At 60.0% G+C, this 23,555-nt stretch carries 28 protein-coding genes; 20 read left to right on the forward strand and 8 right to left on the reverse strand.

The genetic code is table 11. From position 1 onward, the window contains the following. Window positions 1–48: 48 nt before the first annotated feature. The 8 genes from dnaA (at window position 49) to RS694_RS00040 (ending at window position 8,826) form a co-directional block, all read left to right on the forward strand. Window positions 49–1,461: a chromosomal replication initiator protein DnaA gene (dnaA, locus tag RS694_RS00005; RefSeq protein WP_051391644.1), complete on the forward strand. Its 1,413-nt coding sequence runs from the start codon at window positions 49–51 to the stop codon at window positions 1,459–1,461. 133 nt (window positions 1,462–1,594) lie between these two features. Beyond that, window positions 1,595–2,701 carry a DNA polymerase III subunit beta gene (gene dnaN, locus RS694_RS00010; protein ID WP_029705602.1) on the forward strand — a complete coding sequence of 369 codons (1,107 nt, stop codon included), beginning with the start codon at window positions 1,595–1,597 and terminating at the stop codon, window positions 2,699–2,701. A 94-nt stretch (window positions 2,702–2,795) separates the two neighbouring features. Continuing rightward, window positions 2,796–5,396 (forward strand): DNA topoisomerase (ATP-hydrolyzing) subunit B, encoded by a 2,601-nt coding sequence (gene gyrB / locus RS694_RS00015; protein WP_029705601.1) that lies wholly within the window; start codon window positions 2,796–2,798, stop codon window positions 5,394–5,396. Beyond that, window positions 5,389–5,742: a RidA family protein gene (locus tag RS694_RS00020; protein ID WP_029705599.1), complete on the forward strand. Its 354-nt coding sequence runs from the start codon at window positions 5,389–5,391 to the stop codon at window positions 5,740–5,742. The genes gyrB and RS694_RS00020 overlap by 8 nt, the downstream gene beginning before the upstream one ends. A 71-nt stretch (window positions 5,743–5,813) precedes the next feature. Then, entirely contained in the window at window positions 5,814–6,131 is a 318-nt protein-coding gene (locus RS694_RS00025; protein ID WP_029705597.1) for a rhodanese-like domain-containing protein, read from the forward strand. Between the two features lie 13 nt (window positions 6,132–6,144). Next, window positions 6,145–6,648, forward strand: coding sequence for a DNA-deoxyinosine glycosylase (locus tag RS694_RS00030; RefSeq protein ID WP_029705596.1), 504 nt, complete (start codon window positions 6,145–6,147; stop codon window positions 6,646–6,648). Window positions 6,649–6,730: 82 nt separating this feature from the next. Then, window positions 6,731–7,564 (forward strand): protein NO VEIN domain-containing protein, encoded by an 834-nt coding sequence (locus tag RS694_RS00035; RefSeq protein ID WP_174407676.1) that lies wholly within the window; start codon window positions 6,731–6,733, stop codon window positions 7,562–7,564. Between the two features lie 167 nt (window positions 7,565–7,731). Then, on the forward strand, window positions 7,732–8,826 hold the full coding sequence (locus tag RS694_RS00040) for a 3-deoxy-7-phosphoheptulonate synthase (RefSeq protein ID WP_029705592.1): 1,095 nt from the start codon (window positions 7,732–7,734) through the stop codon (window positions 8,824–8,826). A 47-nt stretch (window positions 8,827–8,873) separates the two neighbouring features. Here the strand turns inward: RS694_RS00040 and infA are convergent, their stop codons facing one another. Together infA and RS694_RS00050 are read right to left on the reverse strand one after the other, a co-directional pair. Then, the gene (gene infA / locus RS694_RS00045; RefSeq protein WP_029705590.1) at window positions 8,874–9,128 is read right to left on the reverse strand and encodes a translation initiation factor IF-1; all 255 of its coding nucleotides are present in this window, start codon (window positions 9,126–9,128) and stop codon (window positions 8,874–8,876) included. A gap of 31 nt (window positions 9,129–9,159) precedes the next feature. Next, window positions 9,160–9,414 (reverse strand): hypothetical protein, encoded by a 255-nt coding sequence (locus tag RS694_RS00050; RefSeq protein ID WP_037246309.1) that lies wholly within the window; start codon window positions 9,412–9,414, stop codon window positions 9,160–9,162. A 251-nt stretch (window positions 9,415–9,665) separates the two neighbouring features. Here RS694_RS00050 and RS694_RS00055 point away from each other — a divergent pair, with 251 nt between their 5' ends. From RS694_RS00055 to RS694_RS00070, 4 genes are all read left to right on the forward strand, one after another. After that, complete coding sequence (locus tag RS694_RS00055) at window positions 9,666–10,391, forward strand: glutamine amidotransferase-related protein (protein WP_029705586.1); 726 nt, start codon at window positions 9,666–9,668, stop codon at window positions 10,389–10,391. Between the two features lie 242 nt (window positions 10,392–10,633). Continuing rightward, complete coding sequence (locus RS694_RS00060) at window positions 10,634–11,107, forward strand: Lrp/AsnC family transcriptional regulator (protein WP_029705584.1); 474 nt, start codon at window positions 10,634–10,636, stop codon at window positions 11,105–11,107. 9 nt (window positions 11,108–11,116) lie between these two features. Next, window positions 11,117–11,872, forward strand: coding sequence for an NRDE family protein (locus RS694_RS00065; RefSeq protein WP_029705583.1), 756 nt, complete (start codon window positions 11,117–11,119; stop codon window positions 11,870–11,872). A gap of 87 nt (window positions 11,873–11,959) precedes the next feature. Beyond that, entirely contained in the window at window positions 11,960–13,111 is a 1,152-nt protein-coding gene (locus RS694_RS00070) for a metallophosphoesterase (RefSeq protein ID WP_029705581.1), read from the forward strand. 86 nt (window positions 13,112–13,197) lie between these two features. Here the strand turns inward: RS694_RS00070 and minE are convergent, their stop codons facing one another. The 3 genes from minE to minC are packed head-to-tail and all read right to left on the reverse strand — an operon-like array spanning window position 13,198 to window position 15,100. Beyond that, on the reverse strand, window positions 13,198–13,461 hold the full coding sequence (minE, locus tag RS694_RS00075) for a cell division topological specificity factor MinE (protein ID WP_029705579.1): 264 nt from the start codon (window positions 13,459–13,461) through the stop codon (window positions 13,198–13,200). A 3-nt stretch (window positions 13,462–13,464) separates the two neighbouring features. After that, window positions 13,465–14,280 (reverse strand): septum site-determining protein MinD, encoded by an 816-nt coding sequence (gene minD, locus RS694_RS00080; RefSeq protein ID WP_029705577.1) that lies wholly within the window; start codon window positions 14,278–14,280, stop codon window positions 13,465–13,467. A gap of 34 nt (window positions 14,281–14,314) precedes the next feature. Then, window positions 14,315–15,100: a septum site-determining protein MinC gene (gene minC, locus RS694_RS00085; protein WP_029705575.1), complete on the reverse strand. Its 786-nt coding sequence runs from the start codon at window positions 15,098–15,100 to the stop codon at window positions 14,315–14,317. On the opposite strand from minC, the gene RS694_RS20320 reads away from it, so the two are divergent. The 5 genes from RS694_RS20320 (at window position 15,099) to RS694_RS00105 (ending at window position 19,387) form a co-directional block, all read left to right on the forward strand. Continuing rightward, window positions 15,099–15,320: a hypothetical protein gene (locus RS694_RS20320; protein WP_152528747.1), complete on the forward strand. Its 222-nt coding sequence runs from the start codon at window positions 15,099–15,101 to the stop codon at window positions 15,318–15,320. The genes minC and RS694_RS20320 overlap by 2 nt on opposite strands. Before the next feature lie 218 nt (window positions 15,321–15,538). Beyond that, complete coding sequence (locus RS694_RS00090; RefSeq protein WP_029705573.1) at window positions 15,539–16,486, forward strand: alpha/beta fold hydrolase; 948 nt, start codon at window positions 15,539–15,541, stop codon at window positions 16,484–16,486. Further along, complete coding sequence (locus RS694_RS00095; RefSeq protein ID WP_029705570.1) at window positions 16,483–18,039, forward strand: GGDEF domain-containing protein; 1,557 nt, start codon at window positions 16,483–16,485, stop codon at window positions 18,037–18,039. The genes RS694_RS00090 and RS694_RS00095 overlap by 4 nt, the downstream gene beginning before the upstream one ends. Window positions 18,040–18,057: 18 nt before the next feature. After that, entirely contained in the window at window positions 18,058–18,636 is a 579-nt protein-coding gene (locus RS694_RS00100; RefSeq protein ID WP_029705568.1) for an NnrU family protein, read from the forward strand. 7 nt (window positions 18,637–18,643) lie between these two features. Beyond that, the gene (locus RS694_RS00105; protein ID WP_029705565.1) at window positions 18,644–19,387 is read left to right on the forward strand and encodes a substrate-binding periplasmic protein; all 744 of its coding nucleotides are present in this window, start codon (window positions 18,644–18,646) and stop codon (window positions 19,385–19,387) included. A 31-nt stretch (window positions 19,388–19,418) separates the two neighbouring features. On the opposite strand, the gene RS694_RS00110 is transcribed toward RS694_RS00105, so the two are convergent. Both RS694_RS00110 and RS694_RS00115 read right to left on the reverse strand, forming a co-directional pair. After that, a complete protein-coding gene (locus RS694_RS00110) occupies window positions 19,419–19,628 on the reverse strand; it encodes a DUF2788 domain-containing protein (protein WP_029705563.1) in 210 nt (69 codons plus the stop codon). Next, complete coding sequence (locus RS694_RS00115) at window positions 19,628–20,470, reverse strand: DUF2189 domain-containing protein (protein WP_037246305.1); 843 nt, start codon at window positions 20,468–20,470, stop codon at window positions 19,628–19,630. The genes RS694_RS00110 and RS694_RS00115 overlap by 1 nt, the downstream gene beginning before the upstream one ends. A 100-nt stretch (window positions 20,471–20,570) precedes the next feature. On the opposite strand from RS694_RS00115, the gene RS694_RS00120 reads away from it, so the two are divergent. Then, window positions 20,571–20,936 carry a glutaredoxin gene (locus RS694_RS00120; protein ID WP_029705547.1) on the forward strand — a complete coding sequence of 122 codons (366 nt, stop codon included), beginning with the start codon at window positions 20,571–20,573 and terminating at the stop codon, window positions 20,934–20,936. Between the two features lie 24 nt (window positions 20,937–20,960). On the opposite strand, the gene RS694_RS00125 is transcribed toward RS694_RS00120, so the two are convergent. Next, complete coding sequence (locus RS694_RS00125; protein WP_076069181.1) at window positions 20,961–21,506, reverse strand: Spy/CpxP family protein refolding chaperone; 546 nt, start codon at window positions 21,504–21,506, stop codon at window positions 20,961–20,963. 171 nt (window positions 21,507–21,677) lie between these two features. Here RS694_RS00125 and RS694_RS00130 point away from each other — a divergent pair, with 171 nt between their 5' ends. Both RS694_RS00130 and RS694_RS00135 read left to right on the forward strand, forming a co-directional pair. Continuing rightward, a complete protein-coding gene (locus tag RS694_RS00130) occupies window positions 21,678–22,589 on the forward strand; it encodes a recombination-associated protein RdgC (protein ID WP_037246650.1) in 912 nt (303 codons plus the stop codon). Between the two features lie 71 nt (window positions 22,590–22,660). Further along, window positions 22,661–23,551, forward strand: coding sequence for a dienelactone hydrolase family protein (locus RS694_RS00135; protein ID WP_029706278.1), 891 nt, complete (start codon window positions 22,661–22,663; stop codon window positions 23,549–23,551). Window positions 23,552–23,555: the final 4 nt, after the last annotated feature.

Raw genomic sequence — 23,555 nt, forward strand, 5'->3', positions numbered from 1 at the left:
ATCCGCGGCACAGCAATTCATAACTATCCACAGAAGCTGACCATAAAAATGACCGAGGGACACCACCCCAAACTCTCCGACCCCACCGGCCTGGACATAGGCCAGAGCCTATGGCAGAGCTGCATGGACCAACTGGCACAAGAGCTGCCAGAACAACAATTCAACACCTGGATCAAACCCCTCAGCGCGCAGGTGCTGGAGGACATGTCCAAGGTCACCATCTTTGTGGCCAACCGCTTCAAACTGGATTGGGTGCGTGCCCAATACAGCAGCCGTATTGCCTCCATGCTGGAGAAGATGTATGGCCAGCCAGTACAAGTTGAGTTAGCGATCACTCCCAGAGATACCCCCGTACGTACTGCCTCCTCTCCAAAGCTGGTCGAGGCGATTGCGGCCGAAGAAAGCCCTGAATTTGGGGAAGACCGGGGCCACAGTGGACCCAAGAATCGCCTGAACGCCATGCTCACGTTTGAGAACCTGGTGGAGGGTACCGCCAACCGCATGGCCCGCGCAGCCGCCATGCATGTAGCCACCATGCCAGGGCATTTGTACAACCCCCTGTTCATCTACGGCGGCGTCGGCCTGGGGAAAACCCACTTGATGCACGCCGTTGGTAATCGCTTACTTGCCGACAAGCCCGGAAGCAAAGTTCTCTACATCCATGCAGAACAATTTGTATCGGATGTGGTTAAGGCCTACCAGCGCAAGACTTTCGACGAATTCAAGGACCGCTACCACTCTCTGGATTTATTGTTGATCGACGATGTGCAGTTCTTTGCCAACAAAGACCGCACACAGGAAGAGTTCTTTAACGCCTTTGAGGCCCTGCTGGCCAAAAAGTCGCACATCGTGATGACCAGCGACACCTATCCCAAGGGACTGGCGGACATCCACGAACGCCTGGTTTCCCGGTTCGACTCCGGTCTGACGGTGGCCATCGAGCCGCCCGAGTTGGAAATGCGGGTGGCGATTCTGATCAACAAGGCCCGGGTCGAAGGCTCGGAGATGCCTGAGGAAGTGGCTTTCTTCGTCGCCAAGAACGTGCGCTCCAACGTGCGTGAGCTCGAAGGCGCGTTGCGTAAGATCCTGGCCTATTCGCGCTTCAACCAGAAGGAGATCTCCATCGCCCTGGCCCGCGAGGCGTTGCGTGACCTGCTGTCCATCCAGAACCGGCAGATTTCGGTGGAAAACATCCAGAAAACGGTGGCCGACTACTACAAGATCAAGGTCGCCGACATGTATTCCAAGAAGCGCCCAGCCAGCATTGCCCGCCCGCGTCAGATCGCGATGTACCTGGCCAAGGAACTGACACAAAAGAGCCTTCCGGAAATCGGAGAATTGTTTGGCGGGCGCGACCACACCACGGTGCTGCATGCGGTGCGCAAAATTGGCGGTGAGCGCCAGCAAATGACCGAGCTGAACCAGCAGCTCCACGTGCTGGAGCAAACCCTCAAAGGCTGATTACGGCGGAATGCAAAAACAAGTGCCTTTACCCCTCAGGAAGCTGGCAAAAAAGGGGAAAATGGCGTGATTTACACAAAACACGGGGACGGGGAGCATCCACCGCCCAGACAGATATCCAAAAGAGGCTGACATGATCGTTTTGAAGGCAACACAGGACAAGGTTCTCTCCGTTCTGCAATCGGTGGCGGGCATTGTGGAGCGCCGCCATACCCTGCCTATCCTGGCCAACGTGCTGGTGCGCAAAACCGGCACCTCGCTGCAGCTGACCACCAGCGATCTGGAAATACAGATCCGCACCACCGCCGAACTGGGCGGTGACACGGGCAACTTCACCACCACCATCGGTGCACGCAAGCTGATCGACATCCTGCGCACCATGCCGGCCGACCAGACCGTGTCGCTGGAGTCCAGCCAGAACAAGATCATCCTCAAAGGCGGCAAGAGCAAGTTCACGCTGCAGACCCTGCAAGCCGAAGACTTCCCGCTGGTGCAAGAGTCGGCCAACTTTGGCCCCGTGTTCAGCGTGCCGCAAAAAACACTGAAAGACCTGCTGGGCCAAGTGGCGTTTGCCATGGCTGTGCATGACATCCGTTACTACCTCAACGGTATTTTGTTTGTGGCTGAAGGCAAGCAGTTGAGCCTGGTCGCCACCGACGGCCACCGGCTGGCGTTTGCCTCCGCCACACTCGATGTCGAAGTGCCCAAACAAGAAGTCATCCTGCCGCGCAAGACCGTGATCGAACTGCAGCGATTGCTGTCGGATGCCGAAGGCGCGATTGAAATGCAATTCGCCAACAACCAGGCCAAGTTCACCTTTGACGGTATGGAGTTTGTGACCAAACTGGTCGAGGGCAAGTTCCCCGACTACAACCGCGTGATCCCCAAGAACCACAAGAACAGCATCACGCTGGGCCGCACCGCGCTCTTGGCTACGCTGCAACGCACAGCGATTCTGACCAGCGACAAGTTCAAGGGCGTGCGCCTGAACATTGATCCGGGCAGCCTGCGCGTTGCGTCCAACAATGCCGAGCAGGAAGAAGCGGTGGACGAGCTGGACATCGACTACGGCGGCGACAGCATCGAGATCGGTTTCAACGTGACCTACCTGATCGACGCACTGGCCAATATGAGCCAAGACATGGTCAAGCTGGAACTGTCCGACGGCAACAGCTCGGCACTGTTCACCATCCCCGACAACGCCACGTTCAAGTACGTGGTGATGCCGATGAGAATTTAACGCTACAAAAACAGTAGCTGCTTACGCAATCAAACCCCCGGTCTCCGGGGGTTTGGTCATTGAAGAGTTTGAGAAATCGTTAGAGAAGTACGCCATGTCTGAAGAAAACAAACCTGTTCCAACCCCCAATAACGACGCATCCGTCCACACGGGTGAGGGCGGCTCGGACAGTTCCAACTTCCAACCCACCATCGATACCAACCAGGCCGGTGCGACCGAAGCCTATGGCGAAGGCTCGATCCAGATTCTGGAAGGCCTGGAAGCGGTGCGCAAGCGCCCTGGCATGTACATCGGTGACACCTCCGACGGCACCGGCCTGCACCACCTGGTGTTCGAAGTGGTCGACAACTCCATCGATGAATCGCTGGCAGGCCATTGCGACGACATCCTGGTCACGATCCACTCCGACAATTCCATCAGCGTCGTCGACAACGGCCGGGGCATTCCGACCGGCGTGAAGATGGATGACAAACACGAGCCCAAGCGCTCAGCGGCTGAAATCGCGCTGACCGAGTTGCACGCGGGTGGCAAGTTCAACCAGAACAGCTACAAGGTGTCCGGTGGTTTGCACGGCGTCGGTGTTTCCTGCGTGAACGCGCTGTCCAAGATGCTGCGCCTGACCATTCGCCGCGACGGCAAAGTGCACGTGATGGAGTTCAGCAAAGGCTTTGTGCAAAACCGCATCGTCGAGACCGTGAACGGCATTGAAGTGTCGCCCATGAAGGTGATTGGCGAGACCGAAAAGCGCGGCACCGAAGTGCACTTCTTGCCCGACACCGAAATCTTCAAAGAGAACAACGATTTCCACTACGAAATCCTCTCCAAACGTCTGCGTGAACTCAGCTTCCTGAACAATGGCGTGAAGATTCGCCTGAAAGACGAGCGCAGTGGCAAAGAAGACGACTTCTCCGGCGCCGGTGGTGTGCAAGGCTTTGTGAACTTCATCAACAAAGGCAAGACGGTGTTGAACCCCAACATCTTCCATGCCATGGGTGACCGCCAGAGCGACCAGGGCACCAACATTGGTGTGGAAGTGGCCATGCAGTGGAACAGCGGCTTCAACGAGCAGGTGCTGTGCTTCACCAACAACATTCCCCAGCGTGACGGTGGTACCCACCTGACCGGCCTGCGCACCGCGATGACCCGCGTGATCAACAAGTACATCGACGACTCCGAGCTGGCCAAAAAAGCCAAGGTCGAAGTCACCGGTGACGACATGCGCGAAGGCCTGTGCTGCGTGCTGTCCGTCAAGGTACCCGAGCCCAAGTTCTCAAGCCAGACCAAAGACAAGCTGGTCTCGTCTGAGGTGCGCGGCCCGGTGGAAGACATCGTGTCCAAGCTGCTGGCCGACTACCTGCAGGAACGCCCGAACGACGCCAAGATCATCGTCGGCAAAATCATCGAAGCCGCACGCGCCCGTGAAGCCGCGCGCAAGGCCCGCGACATGACACGCCGCAAAGGTGTGCTGGACGGTATGGGCCTGCCCGGCAAGCTGGCCGACTGCCAGGAGAAAGACCCGGCGATGTGCGAAATCTACATCGTCGAGGGTGACTCCGCCGGTGGTTCTGCCAAGCAAGGCCGCGACCGCAAGTTCCAGGCAATCCTGCCGCTGCGCGGCAAGATTCTGAACGTGGAAAAAGCGCGCTACGAAAAGCTTTTGACCAGCAACGAAATTCTGACGCTGATCACCGCGCTCGGTACCGGCATTGGCAAGGCCGGTGGCTCTACCGGCAATGACGACTTCAACGTCGCCAAGCTGCGTTACCACCGCATCATTATCATGACCGATGCCGACGTGGACGGCGCCCACATCCGCACGCTGCTGTTGACTTTCTTCTACCGCCAAATGCCCGAGCTGGTCGAGCGCGGCCACATCTACATTGCGCAGCCGCCGCTGTACAAGGTCAAGGCCGGCAAGGAAGAGCTGTACCTGCAAGGCGCGGGCGATCTGGACAACTTCCTGCTGCGCATCGCGCTGGTTAACGCATCGGTGTTCACTGGTGGCCCCAACGGCACCACGATTTCCGGCGAGACCTTGTCTGAACTGGCGCGCAAGCACCAGGTCGCACAGGCCGTGATCGCGCGCCTGAAAAACTTCATGGACGCCGAAGCCCTGCGCTCTGTCGCCGATGGTGTGGCACTGAACCTGGACACGGTGGCCGACGCCGAAGTGTCTGCCGCTGCGCTGCAAGCCCGACTGCCCGACGCCGAAGTGGTCGGCGAGTTCGATGCCCGCACCGACAAGCCGATTCTGCGCATCAGCCGCCGCCACCACGGCAACGTGAAGAGCAGCGTGCTGACACAAGACTTTGTGCACGGTGCGGATTACGCATCGCTGGCCGAAGCCGCCAACACCTTCAAGGGCTTGCTGTCCGAAGGCGCGCGCGTGATGCGCGGCGAGGGCGAGCGCCAGAAGGAAGAAAAGGTCAACGACTTCCGCGAAGCCATGGCCTGGTTGATCACGCAAGCCGAGAACGGCACCAGCCGCCAGCGCTACAAGGGTCTGGGTGAAATGAACCCATCCCAGCTGTGGGAAACCACGATGGACCCGACGGTGCGCCGTCTGCTCAAGGTGCAGATCGATGACGCCATCGAGGCCGACCGCGTGTTCACCATGCTGATGGGTGACGAAGTGGAACCACGCCGCGAGTTCATCGAAACCAATGCCTTGCGCGCTGGCAACATCGATGTCTGAAGGCATTACCCGCATCAACGCGCAGGCCCAATGGTCCGACGCCGTGGTGCACGACGGCATGGCCTACTTTGTCGAGGTGCCCGAGAGCGGCACCGACATCACCAGCCAGACGCAGGCCCTGCTGGCCCAGGCCGAGCGCACGCTGGCACTGGCGAGCTCTGGCAAGCAGCACCTGCTGATGGCCACCATCTACCTCAAACACATGGCCGACCGCGCAGCGTTCAACGCCGTGTGGCAAGCCTGGTTGCCCGAGGGCTGCGCCCCGGCGCGCGCCTGCGTGAGCGCCGAGATGGCCAGCCCCGACTACCTGCTGGAAATTGCCTTTACCGCCGCAGTTTCTGCATGAAATAGGGCTCTAGCCCGCATGGGATATGCGCAATCTGCTCCTGATTCAGGAGCGAACTGAAAGGGTACCGTATGAAAACACTGCTGATCTCCGGCCTGCTGGCCCTGGCCACACTGGGCGCGCACGCCAAAGACGTCGTGGTCGACGTGCGCACGCCGCAGGAGTACGCCGCGGGACATGTGGAGGGCGCCATCAACATCGAACACGGCGCCATTGCCCAAGGGCTGGCCAAGGCCGGCGTGACCAAAGACGACAAGGTGCTGCTGTACTGCCAGTCCGGTGTGCTCAGCGGCAAAGCCCTGAACACCCTCAAGGACCTGGGTTTCACCAAGGCCGAGAACGTCGGCGGCATCGCGCAGGCGCGCAAGATCCTGGCCACCACCAAGTAGGCGAGAGGCACGCATGGCGAGCACACGCCTGGTCGGGCTGGCGCCACTGGTGTCACCGGCCACGCGGGTGTTGATTTTGGGCAGTTTTCCGGGCGTACGTTCGCTGCAGGCGCAGCAGTATTACGGCCACCCGCAGAACCAACTCTGGAAGATTCTGCAGGCCATTTGGCCATCCGGCCCTTTGGACATCAGCGCGACCAGCTATGAAAAGCGTAGCGCGTGGCTGCTGGAACGCGGCTTGGGCGTGTGGGATGTGTATGCGAGCTGCGAACGCGAGGGAAGCCTGGATACGGCCATCCGCAATGCCGTAGCCAACGACATTGCGGCTTTGCAGCTACCCAAGCTCGCCGCCATCGCCCATAACGGAGGCGAGAGTTTCAAACACGCCCATCACACACAAACGCTGGGCGTCCCGGTCTACAAACTCCCCAGCACCAGCCCGGCCAACGCCAGTTGGAGCTTTGCGCGCAAGCTGGCTGCCTGGCGCGAGGTGATGGAGCAGCACGGGTTGGTGTAGACGGGGCTCACAAAGAGACTGCCCGCGAAAGTGGCCATAAGATGGTGGCCTGCGGTATTTACAGTTGTTGCCCGGAGTTGCTATGGATTGGTCACGTGAAGAAGTCGAAGCCATTATTGCGGACTACCTGCAAATGCTGACTCTGGAGCTTGCCGGTCAAAGCTACAACAAGACAGAACATCGTCGACAGCTGCAACGCAAACTCAACAACCGCTCGGACGCATCTATAGAGTTCAAGCACAGCAATATCAGCGCGGCCATGATTGACCTTGGCTTCCCCTACATCCGTGGGTATCAACCCCGATCCAACTACCAAGCACTGCTAGCAGACACTGTAGAAGCTCAAATTCGTAGCAAGACAACGCTAGATCAAGTTGCGCTTGCTGCCGTAGAGCAACCCGCCATTGCGCCACGACAAACGGATTTTGCAAAAGTGAAGTCCGATGCACCCAAAAAACAGCTCCAGGTTTCAGAGGCCATTCAACCCATGCAATTCAAGGCCACCAAGCGTGATTACTTTGAGCGCGAAGCTAGAAACCGCTCTCTGGGATTGGCGGGCGAAGAATTTGTTGTCTTGTACGAACACTGGCGTTTGATGGAACTGGGACAACAGCGGCTCGCCGACCGCGTTGAACACGTTTCGCAGTCCAAAGGGGATGGGCTTGGCTATGACGTTTTATCGTTCGATTCCGATGGAAGAGAGCGTCTGATCGAAGTCAAGACAACGACGTTTGGCCGCGACACGCCATTTTTTGTCTCAAGAGGTGAGCTGGCTCTGTCCAAAGGTGCCAAAGAGCAGTTCCACCTCTACCGCCTATTCGAGTTTCGAAAGACTCCGCGTCTTTTTGCGCTTCACGGTGCTCTCGATCAATTTTGCAACCTTGATCCTGTGACATACAAAGCCAGTTTTGCGTGATTCGGTTTCCTTTGAGAGGCGCACATAAACTGTCTTGGGCCGTGGCAGCACCGTGGAGCTCAACCATGGGAGGCGATATAGACCGCCCACCGGGTTTGCCCCGATTGGGGCAAGAATTGCCCTTTGCGCCTCATGGGGTGTGCGCAAGCAGCTATAAAATTCATAGTATGACTTCGACCATTGCCGCCCCCCTTACCACCCACGACACCACCCGCATTGATGATGTGCGCATCGGCGCCGTGCGCCCGCTGATCACGCCCGCGCTGCTGGAAGAAAAACTGCCTGTGCCCGATGCGGCGCAGGCGCTGGTGGAAAGCAGCCGTGCGGCGATCTCGCGCGTGCTGCATGGCCAGGACGACCGTCTGGTCGTCGTGGTCGGCCCGTGCTCCATCCACGACCATGACCAGGCGATAGAATACGCGCGCGCTTTGAAGGAGCAGGCGGACGCACTCAAGGACGATTTGCTCGTGGTGATGCGGGTGTACTTCGAGAAGCCGCGTACCACGGTGGGCTGGAAGGGCTATATCAACGACCCGCACCTGGACGACAGCTTTGCCATCAACGAAGGACTGGAGATGGCGCGCCGCCTGTTGCTGGACGTGCTGGCGCTGGGCCTGCCCGCGGGCACCGAGTTTCTGGATCTGCTGAGCCCGCAGTTCATCAGCGAACTGGTGAGCTGGGGCGCCATCGGCGCGCGTACCACCGAAAGCCAGAGCCACCGGCAACTGGCCAGTGGACTGTCGTGCCCCGTGGGTTTCAAGAACGGCACGGACGGCGGCATCAAGGTAGCCACCGACGCGATCCAGGCCGCACAGGGTGCCCACGCGTTCATGGGTATGACCAAGATGGGCCAGGCGGCGATTTTTGAGACACGTGGCAATGACGATTGCCACGTGATTTTGCGCGGCGGCAAACAGCCGAACTATTCGGGTGCGGATGTAGATGCGGCCTGCGCGTTATTGAAGGCGGCAGGCCTGCGTGAACAGGTGATGGTGGATGTGAGCCATGCCAACAGCAGCAAACAGCATGCGCGGCAGATTGTGGTGGCGGAGGATGTGGCGCAGCAGATTGCCGCAGGCGATGCGCGTATTACCGGCATCATGATTGAGAGCCATCTGCAAGAGGGGCGCCAGGACATCGTGCCGGGTACGCCGCTGAAACATGGTGTGTCGGTCACGGACGCTTGCATCAGCATGGCGCAGACCGTGCCGGTGCTGGCGCAATTGGCTCAGGCCGTGCGCCAGAGGCGTTTAAAACATTGAAAAAAGCCTGCCGCGTTATGCGTGGCAGGCTTTGCGCTAAAGCAAGATTAGCGTGGGGTCCGCGGAACCATAGGTCCGCGGCCTTCGATGTGGCGGAAGTTGATACGGCCCTTGGACAGGTCGTAAGGCGACAACTCCAGCGACACGCGGTCACCCGCCAGGATGCGGATGTGGTTCTTGCGCATCTTGCCGGCGGAGTAAGCAATCAACTGGTGCCCGTTGTCCAGCGTCACGCGAAAACGCGTGTCTGGCAGCACTTCGTTGACAACGCCCATCATCTCAATCAGGTCTTCTTTGGCCATGGTGTGATCCTAGTTGGTATCTGTTGAATATTTATTGCGGGCGTGTGGTTGTGGTGGCGTGCACCCAATCGATGCCCTGTGCCATGGCGTAGTGCGCCGCAGCATCCAGTGTGGGAAAGTCGTCGTGAAAGCGCATTACGCGGTCTGTGGACGCGCTACCGCGTCCGCTGGCGATGGAAACCTGGGCGACAAAACGGCCGCTAACCAGCGGACGGGGGCAGGCCGCGATGCGGTACTTGCCTATGGTGACTGGTGACAGTGTCGAAATCTTGTTGTTATGAATCATTAAAAAGGTCAAACGCACGTACCACGGCAGGGGCTTGTGCAGAAAAAGAGAGAAACATCGCGGGGGCCGTGAGAGGGCGGTAGCGAACCGCATAAACACTCAGTTGGGGCTGGATTGGCGGCCCCTCTGCCAGGGGCGGGTATGTTTGCGCTAAAGAGCGCGGACACGGCCAATCGCCAGAAGCGACCCCGCTAATGTAACACGCATGGCACAAATCCGCATAAACCCGCAAAACTGCGAAAATCAGGCACATGAAACTGTGCATTCTTGAGAACGACATCCTGGAGGGCGAGCTGGCGCAGTCCTACTCGGGTTTTGCTGCCCTGTTTGAGCGGCTTTTTGAAGAGGTGGGCGCCCACCACTGGACCCTGTCCACCTTCAACACCATGCGCGGCGAATACCCGGAATCCTTTGATGCGTACGACGCCGTGCTGCTGACCGGTAGCCGGGCCGATTCGTTTTCGCAAGAGCCCTGGGTGCTGCGCCTGCGCGCCTGTGTGGAATCCTTGCTGCAGACCGACAAGAAGCTGCTGGGCGTGTGTTTTGGCCACCAGCTCATCGGGCTGTGCCTGGGCGCCCCGGTGGGGCGCGCACCGCAAGGCTGGGGCGCCGGGCGCATGACCTATGACTGGCACGGCACGCATCTGCCCCACGCACCCCAGGCCACCGCCTCCGCAGGCACGGCCCAGATCAACCTGCTGGCCAGCCACCAGGACCAGGTGTTTGAGTTGCCACCCGGGGCCACGCTGCTGGCCAGCAATGCGTTTTGCCCGGTGGCGGCCTACGCGGTGGACGACCGGGTGTTTTGCATCCAGCCGCACCCGGAGTTCGTTACCGGCATCAGCGCCTACCTGATCAACAAGCGCAAGGACCTTCTGGGCGCGGAGAAACACGCCAACAGCCTGGCCAGCCTGGCCGATGGCCATGACGGGCTCGATGTGGCACGCATGATGGTGGCGTTTGTCGAGGGGCGTTAGGGGCAGATTGCAGTCCAAGTGAGGCCCGGGCGGAGGGTACGCCCGGGGCTGGGACTTTGCAGAGCCAGCCCTTGTGAGGCCGGTTGGCGCAACGTCTGGCGGGTAGCCGGTGTTGCTGTGCACTGTGGGTAACAGAGGACTCCAGTGTAGATAGAACCACCCGGCAGACAATTGCGTTATTGCGCACATTCGGTCTGTTTTTGGCATACTCTGCCTAAACAACGTAATTTCAAGGCACAAACATGCAACTGGACCGTTATGACCAGCAAATCCTCGAAGTTTTGCAGGTAGAGGGGCGCATCAACAACCAGGATCTGGCCGACCGCATTGGCCTGTCGCCATCGCCCTGCCTGCGCCGGGTGCGGGCGCTCGAAGAATCAGGCCTGATCGTCGGGTACCGCGCGCTGGTGGACGCCAAGAAGCTGGGGCTCTCCCTGATGGCGCTGGTGCATATCTCCATGGATCGGCATACCCCCGAGCGTTTTGCCAACTTTGAAGCCTCGGTGAGCGTGTTGCCCGAGGTATTGGAGTGCCTGCTGATCACCGGGCAGGACGCGGACTACCAGATCAAGGTGGCGGTGCGCGATATGGACCACTACCAGGCGTTACTGCTCAACAAGCTGACCCGCATTGAAGGCGTGACCGGCGTGCACAGCAGTTTTGTGCTGCGCCGCGTGGTGGACAGAACGGCGCTGTCCGTGGCCTCCGCACCCTGAGCCACAGCCATGTGTTTGATCGCCTGGAACTGGCAGCCCGCCAGTGCAACCCCACTTTTGCTGCTGGCCAACCGTGACGAGTTTTACGCGCGGCCCGCCGCGGCGCTGCACTGGTGGGAGGGCGACCAGATCCTCGCGGGCCAAGACCTGCAGGCCGGTGGCACCTGGCTGGGCGTGAGCCGCAACGGGCGGCTGGCCGCACTGACCAACTACCGGACGCCCGGCGGCGCACGCGCTGGCACACCCTCACGCGGTGAACTGGTCGCTGGGTTTCTACAAAGTTCTTTGAGCGCTGCTGACTACTTGGGTACGTTACAGGCCCGCGCAGCGGACTACAACCCGTTCAACCTGCTGGTGTGTGACGGCCAGCAACTGCTGGGGCTGGAGAGCCGCGGTGCGCGTGTGCTGACCCTGTCTGCTGGTTTGGGCGCCGTGTCGAATGCGGACTTTCAGACGCCCTGGCCCAAGCTGGTGGCACTGCAAAACGGGCTGCAAACGCAGATCACCACGGGGCACACCGATACGCCCAGCCTGCAGGCCTTGCTGCAGGACCGCGCGCTGGCGCCCGACGCCAGCTTGCCCAGCACCGGTGTGCCGCTGGAACTGGAACGCGCCTTGTCTGCGGCCTTTATTGCCACACCAAATTACGGCACCCGCGCCAGCAGCGTGGTGCGGCTGGGCGCGGGCGAGGTCGAATTCACCGAACAGCGGTTTGACGCCCAGGGGCTGGTGGGTAGCACTTTCCAGTCTTTTCAGCGGGCATAAAGGGCGCAAGGGCTTGAACGCCACCCTTTACCCACCATCTAACAGGTTTATCACTACGCCGTGCACCTGGTTTGCGCGGTCCCTTGTATGGCCCTAGGCCCGGTGTATCTGCTTTCCCTGTTCCTGCATGCTTTTGTGGGTTGGCGCGTAGCGCCCGATTTATTTTTGCTAGCCCCGGTACTGGGCGGGGCACTCTGGGTGGGCCTGGCTTTGTCGGCCTTGCTGATGCCCATGGGGGTACTGGCACGCCGCGTCGCGCGGCCGCCGCTGACCACGGTGCTGACATGGGCTGGTTTGCTGTGCATGGGCCTGTTTTCTTCGCTGTTTGTGCTGACCCTGGTGCGTGAGGCCGCGCTGCTGGTGGCCCACGTGGGTGCTTGGGTGTGGCCGGGTGTTTTCGACCTGGCCAGTTGGCAAACCGACACGGCGCTGGCACTGCCGCCCCTGGCTTTGCTGATCACCGTGCTGGGTTTCTGGAATGCACGGCGCACTGCCGCGGTGGTTCGCGTGGATGTGCCTATAACCAACCTGCCCGCGGCGCTGCATGGTTTTACCGTCGCACAGATCAGCGATGTACATGTAGGCCCCACGATCAAGACGCAGTACCTGCAACGCATCGTGGCGCGCATCAACGGCCTGGATGCGCACATGGTGGCCATCACCGGTGATCTGGTCGATGGCAGCGTGAAAGAACTGCACCAGCACGTGGCGCCACTCGCAAACCTGCGTTCCACCCACGGCACCTTTTTTGTCACTGGCAACCACGAGTACTACTCGGGCGCGCACAGCTGGATAGACGCACTGCGCGGCCTGGGCCTGACGGTGCTGATGAACGAACACGTGGTCATCGACCACCACAGCGACACAGCGCGTGCCACCATGGTGGTGGCGGGTGTGGCCGACTACACGGCCCACCACTTTGACGAGGGCCACCGCAGCGACCCGCGGGCCGCGATGGCCGATGCGCCCGCAGGATTCAAACTGCTGCTGGCCCACCAGCCGCGTAGCGCCGACGCCGCGGCCGATGCGGGGTTCGACCTGCAGCTCAGTGGTCACACGCATGGCGGCCAGTTCTGGCCCTGGATGTATTTTGTGAAGTTCCAGCAGCCGTTTACTGCGGGGTTGCACAAGCTGCGCAACCTCTGGGTCTACACCAGCCGAGGCACCGGCTACTGGGGTCCGCCCAAGCGGTTTGGTGCGCCATCCGAAATCACGCTGCTGCGCTTGACACTGGCTTGATTACAAGCCAAATAGGCCTCTAGCCCGCACAGGACATGCGCAAACAGCTATGAATACCATAGCGATTGCGCAACGGTCGGCGTGTCTTAGCGCCCGTCGGGCAGCTCTATCTTGACTTCCAGCGTTTCCAGATTGTCCTGGCGGCCCTGGATAACCTTGATGTCGGCGGGATTGATCTTGACGTACTTGCTAATCACCGCCACCAGCTCACGCTGGAGTTCGGGCAGGTAGTCGGGTTCCGCCGCATTGCGACCGGAACGCTCATGGGCCAGAAGAATGGACAGGCGTTCTTTGGCAACGCTGGCCGTGGACTTCTTCTCACCGAGAAAAAATGACAGAAGGGAAGCCATGGCTTATTTCCCTCCGAACAGGCGTTTCAGCAAGCCTTGTTTGGGCGCTTCTGTGAAACGCATGGGCTTGTCAGCACCGAGGAAACGGTCGATCACATCCTTGTAGGCCTCGGATACATCGCTGCCCTGCATGTGCACAGCCGGCACGCCTTGGTTGGACGCCTGCAACACCGATTCGCTCTCGGGAATCACACCGATGAGCTTGATACGCAGGATGTCCTGGATGTCTTCGAGCGACAGCATCTGGCCCTGATCCACACGGGCCGGGTTGTAACGCGTGATCAGCAGGTGTTCCTTGATCGGGTCTGCACCCGTCATGGCACGTTTGGTCTTGCTGGCCAGCATACCCAAAATACGGTCCGAATCACGCACGGAAGACACTTCGGGATTGGTCACCACCAGCGCTTCGTCGGCAAAATGCATGGCCATCAGCGCACCGGTTTCAATGCCGGCAGGGGAGTCGCACACGATGAACTCAAAGTCCATCGCGCTCAGGTCATTGAGCACCTTCTCGACGCCTTCTTGCGTGAGGGCATCCTTGTCGCGTGTCTGCGAAGCAGCGAGCACGTAGAGGTTGTCGCACTGCTTGTCCTTGATGAGTGCCTGGTTCAAGTTGGCCTCGCCCTGGATCACGTTGATCAGGTCGTACACCACGCGGCGCTCGCAACCCATGATCAGGTCCAGATTGCGCAGGCCCACGTCAAAGTCGATCACAGCGGTCTTGTGGCCACGCAGGGCCAGGCCGGTTGCGAAACTGGCACTGGTCGTGGTCTTGCCCACGCCGCCTTTGCCGGAGGTAACTACAACGATTTTTGCCATGGGTGAATGTCTTTCCAAATAAAAATACGGGCCATCAAACCTTGAGCGGTTCGATGATCAATTTGTCCTGTCCGTCATTGCTCAGGCGCACCTGGGCGGCTTTGCCTTGCACATCGGGTGCGAGCTTGTTTTCACTGGTGCGGTAGACCCCGGCGATCGAAATCAGCTCGGGCTCCAGGCACAGCGAAAAAATACGCGCATTGGTATTGCCACGCGCACCTGCCATGGCCTTGCCACGCAGCGGTGCGTAGACATGGATGTTGCCATCGGCCACCACCTCCGCACCCTGGTTGACCATGGCCAATACCACCAGATCCGCGCCCCGCGCATAAATTTTCTGACCCGAACGCAACGGCTTGTCGACCACCATGGTGGCCGGGCCGGGCACTTCACGCACCACCTCGTGCACGACTTCCTTGACCACTTCCACGGTCTCGGTGGCGTGTACTTTGGTGCGTGCTCGCGGTGTGTCGGCAGGTGCTTCGACCAAGCCCAAGGTCTTGGCAGATTCCAGCCATTCAGGGCTGGCACCCCGCACAGCCACCGCCACCAGGCGGCAGGCACGCAGCTCGGTCAAAAAAGGTTTCCAGTCCGGCGGCGGCGTATCGGCGGGTAGCTGGGAAAAATCGAGGACCAGCGCATCGTGGTCGAAGAAATCCGGGCTTTCCCCCGCGGGGCCAAATTGCTGCTGCAGTTCCCGCACCAATTGCGCCCATTGCCCGGTCTTGATGAGCAAGGCCACCAAAGGCAGTTGGGCGCTTTTGATTTCAAAAGATGCAGGCTCACGGCTCTGGGATGGCGCTGCAGGAGAAACGGGCATGGAAGGTAAAACGGGCGGTGAGACGGGTGGAATGGCAGGGAGAAAGCCGTTTTTCGGCAACGGCAAATCTTACTTGATTGCACTGGCAAAACGGCTGCGGCACACAGCTTCTTTGCAAGGGTTTGTGGCAGACCACAACGGAAGAAAAATAAATTGGAACGATGGAGTTGTTCTCTCTATCTCTTCTTTTTCTTATTTAAAGCATAGTAGTAGTAGATAAGGGAAGCACTGCGCTGTGGACAAGCCTCTTTTTATTTGTCAAATCAAGGACTTGCATACTTTTGAAGGGTGTGCGCGAGGGTGCTTCCGGTCTGTACCCGGAAAAGGGATAACTTTGGTTTTGGGCGTTGTCCTGTGGATAAGCCTTGGCTTATGCGAAAACTATGCACAGGGTTATTCTTTGACAAGTCGCAGAAAGAGGCGTGTAGAGTTCCATCCATGAAACTTGTACTTCGTATCGTGGGCGTCCTGGTTGTTGCCCTGTTTGTTTTTGCATTGGCCGGCGTGGTGGCGACCTGGGCACCGGACAAATCAGTGCAGGAATTGTCCGTGCGCTGGGCACCTGCACCCTCGCAGTTTGTTGACGTCGCTGGCATGCAAGTGCATTTGCGGGATGAAGGTCCACGCAATGACCCCAACCCCATCGTGCTGCTGCACGGTACTTCGGCAAGCCTGCACACCTGGGATGGCTGGGCCCAGGATCTGACAAAACAACGCCGTGTCATCCGTTTCGATCTGCCGGCCTTTGGTCTGACCGGTCCTAACCCAGAAAACGACTATTCCATTGCGGCTTACGTGCGTTTTGTGACGGCGGTACTCGACAAGCTGGGCATTCAGTCCTGTGTGCTGGCTGGCAATTCACTGGGTGGACAGATTGCCTGGGCCACGGCCGTGGCCCACCCCCAGCGCATCCGCAAGCTGGTACTGGTGGATGCAGCGGGTTACCCGATCCAGTCGGTTTCCGTTCCTATCGGTTTTCGCATTGCGCGTATGCCCGGTGTGCGCAGTGTGATGGAGCATGTGTTGCCGCGCGGTGTTATCCAGAGCAGTTTGCGCAATGTCTATGGGGATCCATCCAGGGTGACGCCTGATCTGGTGGACCGGTACTACGACATGACGCTGCGTGCCGGTAACCGCCAGGCTTTGTCCAAGCGGTTTGAGCAGCGTTTCAGTGGTGATGAAGCACAAATCAAGACACTCAAGCTGCCAACCCTCATACTCTGGGGTGCCAAAGACCGCTTGATTCCACCGGACAATGCAAAACGCTTCGAAAGCGACATTGCGGGTTCGCAATTGGTGGTGTTTGACAAACTGGGGCATGTGCCCCACGAAGAAGATCCGCAAACAACAGTGGCTGCAGTGAGGGCCTTTCTGGCATCGCCATGAGTGACAAAAAACCTTTTGAAATTGCGCGCGAAACACTCAAGCAATTGACTGCACGCAAGCTGGTTCCCACCCCTTCCAATTACCAGACGCTCTACAACGAGATTGCGGGCATTCCCCACATGCCGCCGTTCCCGGCAGACACCTTGCGCGACATTGCCAAGGCTTTGCCCACCAAGACACCGGGCCAGCAAAAGCAGCGTGGTTTGCTGGAATACGCCATTGACCGGTTGAACTGGGAAGGTGTGAAAACCGCATTGGTGGCTTACGGTGGTTTTGTACCTGTTACACCACCGGGAAACGGTACGCCCGGCGTACCCATCAGTCTTGTGGACGATGAAGTTGGTGGCGCCACTGCACCGGCATTGACGGCTGAATTCATGGCGCAGATCGGTCGCATGATCGAGTATTCCCAACCGGCTTTGGGTAACGACGATGTACGTTTTACGGAACAGACAGAAGCCTTGCTGACCGCCTTGCGCCAGCCAGGTGCCGATCTGGCAAACGTCAAACAGATGCTGGTCAATTACAGCCACCGCCTGTCCTTTGCGGCAGAGGACCAGGCCGAAATCAAGGATGCGCTGCTCAAGCTGCTGCACCTGGTTTTTGAGAATATTGGAGATCTGAGCCTGGACGAACAGTGGCTCAAAGGTCAGATGGATGCACTGATGAGTGCCTCTACACCACCGCTTACGCTGCGTCGCCTGGACGATGTGGAGCGCCGTCTCAAGGATGTCATCTTCAAGCAGAAAGATGCCAAAGAGCGGGCCGTGCAGGCGCAAAACGAGATGCGCGAAATGTTGGCCGCTTTTATTGACCGCCTGTCGCAAATGGCATCGTCTTCGGGTGTGTTTTACGAAAAACTCGAAAGCAGTGCACGCCTGATCGAGCAAGCCAAGACGCTGGCTGAAATTGCCCCTGTCCTCAAGGATGTGGTAGGCGCAACCCGCGGCATGGCACAAGACAGCAAGCAATCACGCGACGAACTGCATGCCATGCGTGTACGTGCCATGGCAACGGATGCCGAAGTGGCCAAACTGCACCAGGAACTGGACCGTGTCAGCACCCAGGCACGCCATGACACTCTCACCGGCACGCTCAACCGCAAAGGACTGGACGAGGCGATGGAGCGGGAGTTGTCCACCGTCAAGCGCAAGGAAACGCCTTTGTGCATGGCTTTGCTGGACATTGATAACTTCAAAAAACTCAACGACACCATGGGCCACGCCACAGGCGACGCGGCACTGGCCCATCTGGCGACGGTTGCGCGCGAAAGCATGCGACCGCAGGACACCCTGGCACGCTATGGCGGTGAAGAATTTGTCATCCTGATGCCCGACACACCACTGGACAAGGGCATTGAGGCCATGACACGGTTGCAGCGCGAACTCACGAAGCGGTTTTTCCTGGCCGGTACAGAAAAGATACTGATCACCTTCAGTGCTGGCGTCGCACAGCTGGCCCCCCAAGAGAGTGGTGGTGACGCGATCCGCCGGGCCGACCAGGCCATGTACCTGGCCAAACGCGCGGGCAAAAACCGGGTGCTGGGTGCCTGATCTGCGAGGACATTGGCCATGACAACACTGGTTCTGGGGCTGCTGATATTTCTGGGTGTGCATTCGGTGCGCATCGTGGCTGATGGTTGGCGCACCCGCACCCTGGCCGGGAGTGGGAAGCGGCTGTACCACGCCGTTCACGGTCTGCTGTCCTTGCTGGGTTTTGGCCTGGTTGTCTGGGGGTTTGGCATGGCCCGTGAGGCACCCATCCAGCTATGGGTTCCCCCGGTGGGCATGCGCCATCTGGCGGCGCTGCTGACCTTACTTGCCTTTGTGCTGCTGGCGGCAGCCTGTGTGCCTGGCAACAGCATCAAGGCCCGTTTTCACCATCCTCTGCTGTTGGGCATCAAGACCTGGGCGCTGGCGCATTTGATGGCGAATGGCAATGTGGCCCATGTGCTGCTGTTTGGCAGTTTTCTGGCGTGGGCCGCGGCCAGTTTCATTGCCGCGCGTCGACGTGACCGGGCTCAGGGTACGCAGTACCCGGCAGGCACGGTGCGTGGCACGCTGTTGACAGTGCTGGCAGGTGGGGTTGCCTGGGCCGTATTTGCCTTCTGGCTGCATGGACTGCTGATCGGTATCCGGCCTTTGGGTTGATCTGCAGATGACCGTGCGTGTATTTGCCCAGTTGCTGCTCTGCCTGGGCCTGTGGTCGGGTACTGCGCGCGCAGAAACCCTGCTGGTGTTTGGCGGCGACGGTTATGCACCGGGTACCTACCTGCTCCATGGGGAGCCGGCGGGGACCCTGGTCGATCTCCTGCGGCGTATCAGCGAAAAGACCGGCGACGAATACCAGGTGCGCCTGTACCCCTGGAAACGCGCATACGACCATGCCCAGCGTGGCGAAGGTGCCGTCATCGGCCTGTCGATGACACCGGAGCGCCAGGAACGCTTCGATTTCTCTGAACCCATGTACTACAACGATTTGCAGTTGGTGGTGCGCAAGGGGCAAGGCTTTGCTTTTCGCAGCCTGTCCGATCTGAAAGGCAAATCGGTCGGTGGCGGGCTCGGCGTGAGTTACGGGGCGGATGTGGATGCCGCCATCGATGCAGGGTTGTTTGTGATGGAGCGCGACAGCGACCCGTCGGAGCGTCTGAACAAGGTGTTGCTGGGCCAGTTGCATGCGGCCGTGATTGGCCACGGCATGCCTGGGCTGGACTATCTGGTGAAGAAGCATCCCCGTCTGCAGGCCAGACGCAGTGAACTGGTGGCGCTGCCCAAGCCGCTGGCACGTGACCCGCTGTACTTTGCGGTGGCCAAAAGCATGCAAAAACGCGATGTGGTGGACCGCCTGAACAAGGCCTTGCGCGAGTTGCAGCGCGGTGGGGCCATCAAACCGGCCCGTTAGGCCTGCACAACCGGTACCGTCTTGTGGCTTGTCAGCGGGTCAGCACCCATTGGATGACCATTTTGGCCAGAAAGCCAACCATGCCAAAAGCCAGGCCCAGAAACAGCACAAAGGTGCCAAATTTGCCGGCCTTGGATTCCCAGGCCAACTGGCCAATGATGAACAGCATGTAGAGCATGAAGCCGCCCACGCCGAAGCTCAGGCCAAAGCTGGCAATCTGTTCTTCCGAGAAGCCGAACATCAGCGATCCCCGCTCCGCACATAGGGGGACGACAGGGGTGCCCGCTCGGGCAAGTCCTGCGTGTCTACCAGTGCCCGGTAGGCGTGCCAGCTGGCATGGCCCAGCATGGGAATCACCGGAATCAGGCCCAGTAGCAGCGAGCCCAGACCCAGCAGGGTAAAACCCATGATCAGTGCCGCCCACAGCGCCATGGGGCCGGGGTTGGCCAGCACCACCTGCCAGCTTGTCAACACGGCTTGAAGCAGGCTCACACGCCGGTCCAGCAACAGCGGAATGGCGACAACGCTGGAGGCAAACATGGGCGCGGCCATCACCCCGCCCAGTGCCAGCCACAGCTCAAACAACCAACCCTCTTTGGCCAGTACCACGTGGTGGACAAAATCCAGCGGCGTCTGGATGGGAACGGGGGCCAGCAGGGTGATCAATGCCGCCGAGGTCACCACCCAGCCGGTGGCGGCCAGCGCCAGAAGACTGCCAAACTGCACCAGGCACCAGTAGTCATTGCCCCATTTGTTGCCGTGGCTGTTTTGCCAGTACAGCCAGGTACGCAGCACCACGCCGGCGTCGGCGTTTTCCTTGCGTTCCAGTGCGCGGCTCAGTGCGTACAGGCTGGTCGCCAGAATGGGAGCCACCACGAGAAAACCGGAGAGTGCGCCAGCCAGCAACCAGAAGCGGTCGTGCGCCACGGCAATGATGCCGGCGCCGGCAAGGGCCATGGCCACGCCGTGGGCCACACTGACCCAGCCGGCGCGCGCCATGTCACGCCAAGCCAGGCCCAGCCAGACCAGGGGTTGCCAGAGGTTGACGTTGCGCACAGTGGGCAGGGAGACGCGGTGGGCCATGCCTGCCAGTGTAGGGCCGCGGAGCGGTGCGCGGGTTGATTTGGCGCAACCGTCAGATGTGCCGCGCATAATGGTTCGTTTGACCTGCAGGAGTTTTCTGATGCCCCGTCCCGTTCTTGCCGAATCGAGCATTCATCCCGCGATCCGTGAGCGTATTGCCACCCACGAGCAGGACATCGTCAAAGAGGTGCAGGCTGCGGTTGCTTCGAATGCGGTGGTGGTGGTCGGTATGGGCATCAACCCCATGCCCAAACGCGCGCGCAAGGCGCTGGATGCGGCCGGTGTGGCCTACCAGTACCTGGAGTACGGTAGCTACTTGAACACCTGGCGCAAACGCAACGCGCTGAAACTATGGACCGGCTGGCCCACGTTTCCCATGGTGTTTGTCAAAGGCACGCTGGTTGGCGGCGCCACAGACGTGGAAAAACTCATCGCCAGCGGCGAGCTCAAGACCCTGTTGGCCTGAGCCCGCCGCGCGGGCGCCTTACGCTTACGGCTTGGCTAGTGGTTGGGTGGGCTTGCCATCCGGGTGAGCCCGTTTCCCGCCCTGCTCACGGCCGTGGCGTTCACCCATGCGGGCATGTTCGTCGTCAAACACTTTTTTCTGCTCGGCATTCAGACTCGCATAAAAGGTCTTGGTGGCTTCGTCGCGTTTGTCCATCGCCGCATTCATGTCGTTGGTGTGCTGGGCGCGCAATGCGCGCATTTTGTCAATGCGTTCGGGTGTGGTGAGTTTGGCCAGTTCGGCGCGGTCCGGGCGCGGTTGCATGTCGCGGGCTGGTGGCTTCATGGCCGTGGTGAACGCGGTCCAGGCGCCTTCCTGGGCGGTGGTGATCTTCAGCTTGGCTTTCAGCTCGGCGCTGCGCTTGGCCATCATCTGTTCCATCTTGGCCGGGTCCATCCGGTGGCGGCCACCGTCTTGCATGCGGGCGGGTGGGGTGCCTGCGGGGGCAGCGGGAGCGGTCTGCGCATAGGCCGCGAATCCGGCGCTGGCCATCAGGCCGGCGAGCACGAGAGATTTAAAAACGGGTTTCATGGTGACATCCTTTTAAAGGTCGCTCTGCTGCGGGAATCGCATTCAGATGGGAGTCAGTTTGGCCGTTGTATGTATCTGCCCGATTGCGCACCAACAATGCTTTGTAAAGTTTCAGGAAATAAATCTGGCGCGCAGCGTTGACAATACGGCCTCGCAAAGAAAAGGTGTTGTGTGTTCAAGAATTTGATGATGTACCGCATGGTGTCCCCCTGGACCATGGCGGTGGAAGCGCTGGAAGCAGCGCTGGAAGATGGGCGGTTTGTGGAATGCGGTGCCTCGCAGGAAAAATCGGTCGGCTGGGTGGCGCCGCGTGGCGAGGCCCACGGCGCACTGGTTGAGGTGGTAGGTGGCCAGTGGCTGCTCAAACTGATGGTGGAGGTCAAGGCGGTGCCGGGCTCCGTGGTCAAACGCCGCGTGCAGGAGCAGGTGGAGCAGATCACCGCCACCACCGGGCGTAAACCGGGCAAGAAAGAAACCCGCGAGCTGCGTGACGACGCGCGCAACGCCCTGTTGCCCATGGCCTTTGCCAAGCAGGGTTCTGTGCAGGTCTGGATAGACCCCCAGGCCGGCTTGTTGTTGCTGGACGCGGGCAGCCAGGCGCGTGCTGACGAGGTCATGACCTGCCTGGTCAAGGCGGTGGATGGGCTTGCAGTGCAGCTCATCAACACGCAGATTTCACCGGCCGCGGCCATGTCCGGCTGGCTCTCCAGCCGCGAAGCGCCTGCGGGCTTTAGTGTGGACCGCGAATGTGAGCTCAAGGCAGCCGACGAATCCAAGGCCGTGGTGCGTTACACCCGCCATGCGCTGGACACCGATGAGGTGAGCCAGCACATTGCCATGGGCAAGGTGCCCACGCGTTTGGCGATGACCTGGGACGACCGCGTTTCCTTTGTGTTGACCGAGGTGCTACAGCTCAAGAAGATCGCTTTTCTGGATGTGGTGTTTGAGGGTGCGCCATCCTCGCCGGGCGATGGCAAGGACGACGGTTTTGATGCAGATGCCGCGATTGCCACCGGGGAACTCAGCAAGCTGATCCCCGACCTGCTCGAAGCGCTGGGCGGCGAGATGGCCCAGCCGCAATAGCCCTGTTGCCCGCCCGCCTAATGCAGGCGGGTGGTGTTCTGGCTATCCTGCAACTTTTTGGAGACTACGCCATGCAACGCAAAACGGCCCAGGACTTTGACCAGGAACTGTTGATCCTCTTTGATGCCTATGTGCATGGCACGCTGGACCGGCGCGGTTTTCTGGACCGTGCGCAGAAGTTTGCAGTGGGTGGTGTGACTGCGGTGGGCCTGTTGGCCGCACTGAGCCCCGATTTTGCGATGGGGCAGGTGGTACCCAAAGACGATGCGCGCGTGCGCACCGAGGTGCTGGAGTTTGCCTCCCCCAACGGCTACGGCAAGGTCAAAGGCTATCTGGCGCGCCCCGCGGCCGCGACAGGCAAGTTGCCCACCGTGCTGGTGGTGCATGAAAACCGCGGCCTCAACCCGCACATCGAAGACATTGCCCGGCGCCTGGCATTGGAAGGTTACCTGGCCTTTGCGCCTGATGCCCTGAGCCCGCTGGGTGGCTACCCCGGTGACGAAGACAAGGCCCGTGAGCTGTTTGCCAAACTGGACCAGAGCAAGACCCGCGAAGACTTTGTTGCCGCCACAGGCTTCGTGCAAAGCTTGCCGCAGAGCAACGGCAAGCTGGGCGTCGTGGGCTTTTGTTATGGCGGTGGCATGGCCCACACGCTGGCCGTGCGCCTACCCACCCTCGCGGCGGCGGTGCCCTTCTATGGCAACCAGCCTGCACCCGAGGACGCCGCCAAGGTCAAGGCCCCTTTGTTGATCCATTTTGCGGCGGTCGACGAGCGCATCAACGCCGCTTGGCCTGCCTACGAAGCCGCCCTCAAGGCGGCAGGTGTGACGTACACCGCGCACCAGTACGCAGGCACCCAGCACGGCTTCAACAACGACACCACACCGCGCTTTGATGCGCCCGCCGCCAAGCTGGCGTGGGAGCGCACGCTGGCCTTCTTTAGCCGCACGTTACGCGCCTAAGTTA

Source organism: Rhodoferax saidenbachensis (assembly GCF_001955715.1).
Taxonomy (GTDB): domain Bacteria; phylum Pseudomonadota; class Gammaproteobacteria; order Burkholderiales; family Burkholderiaceae_C; genus Allorhodoferax; species Allorhodoferax saidenbachensis.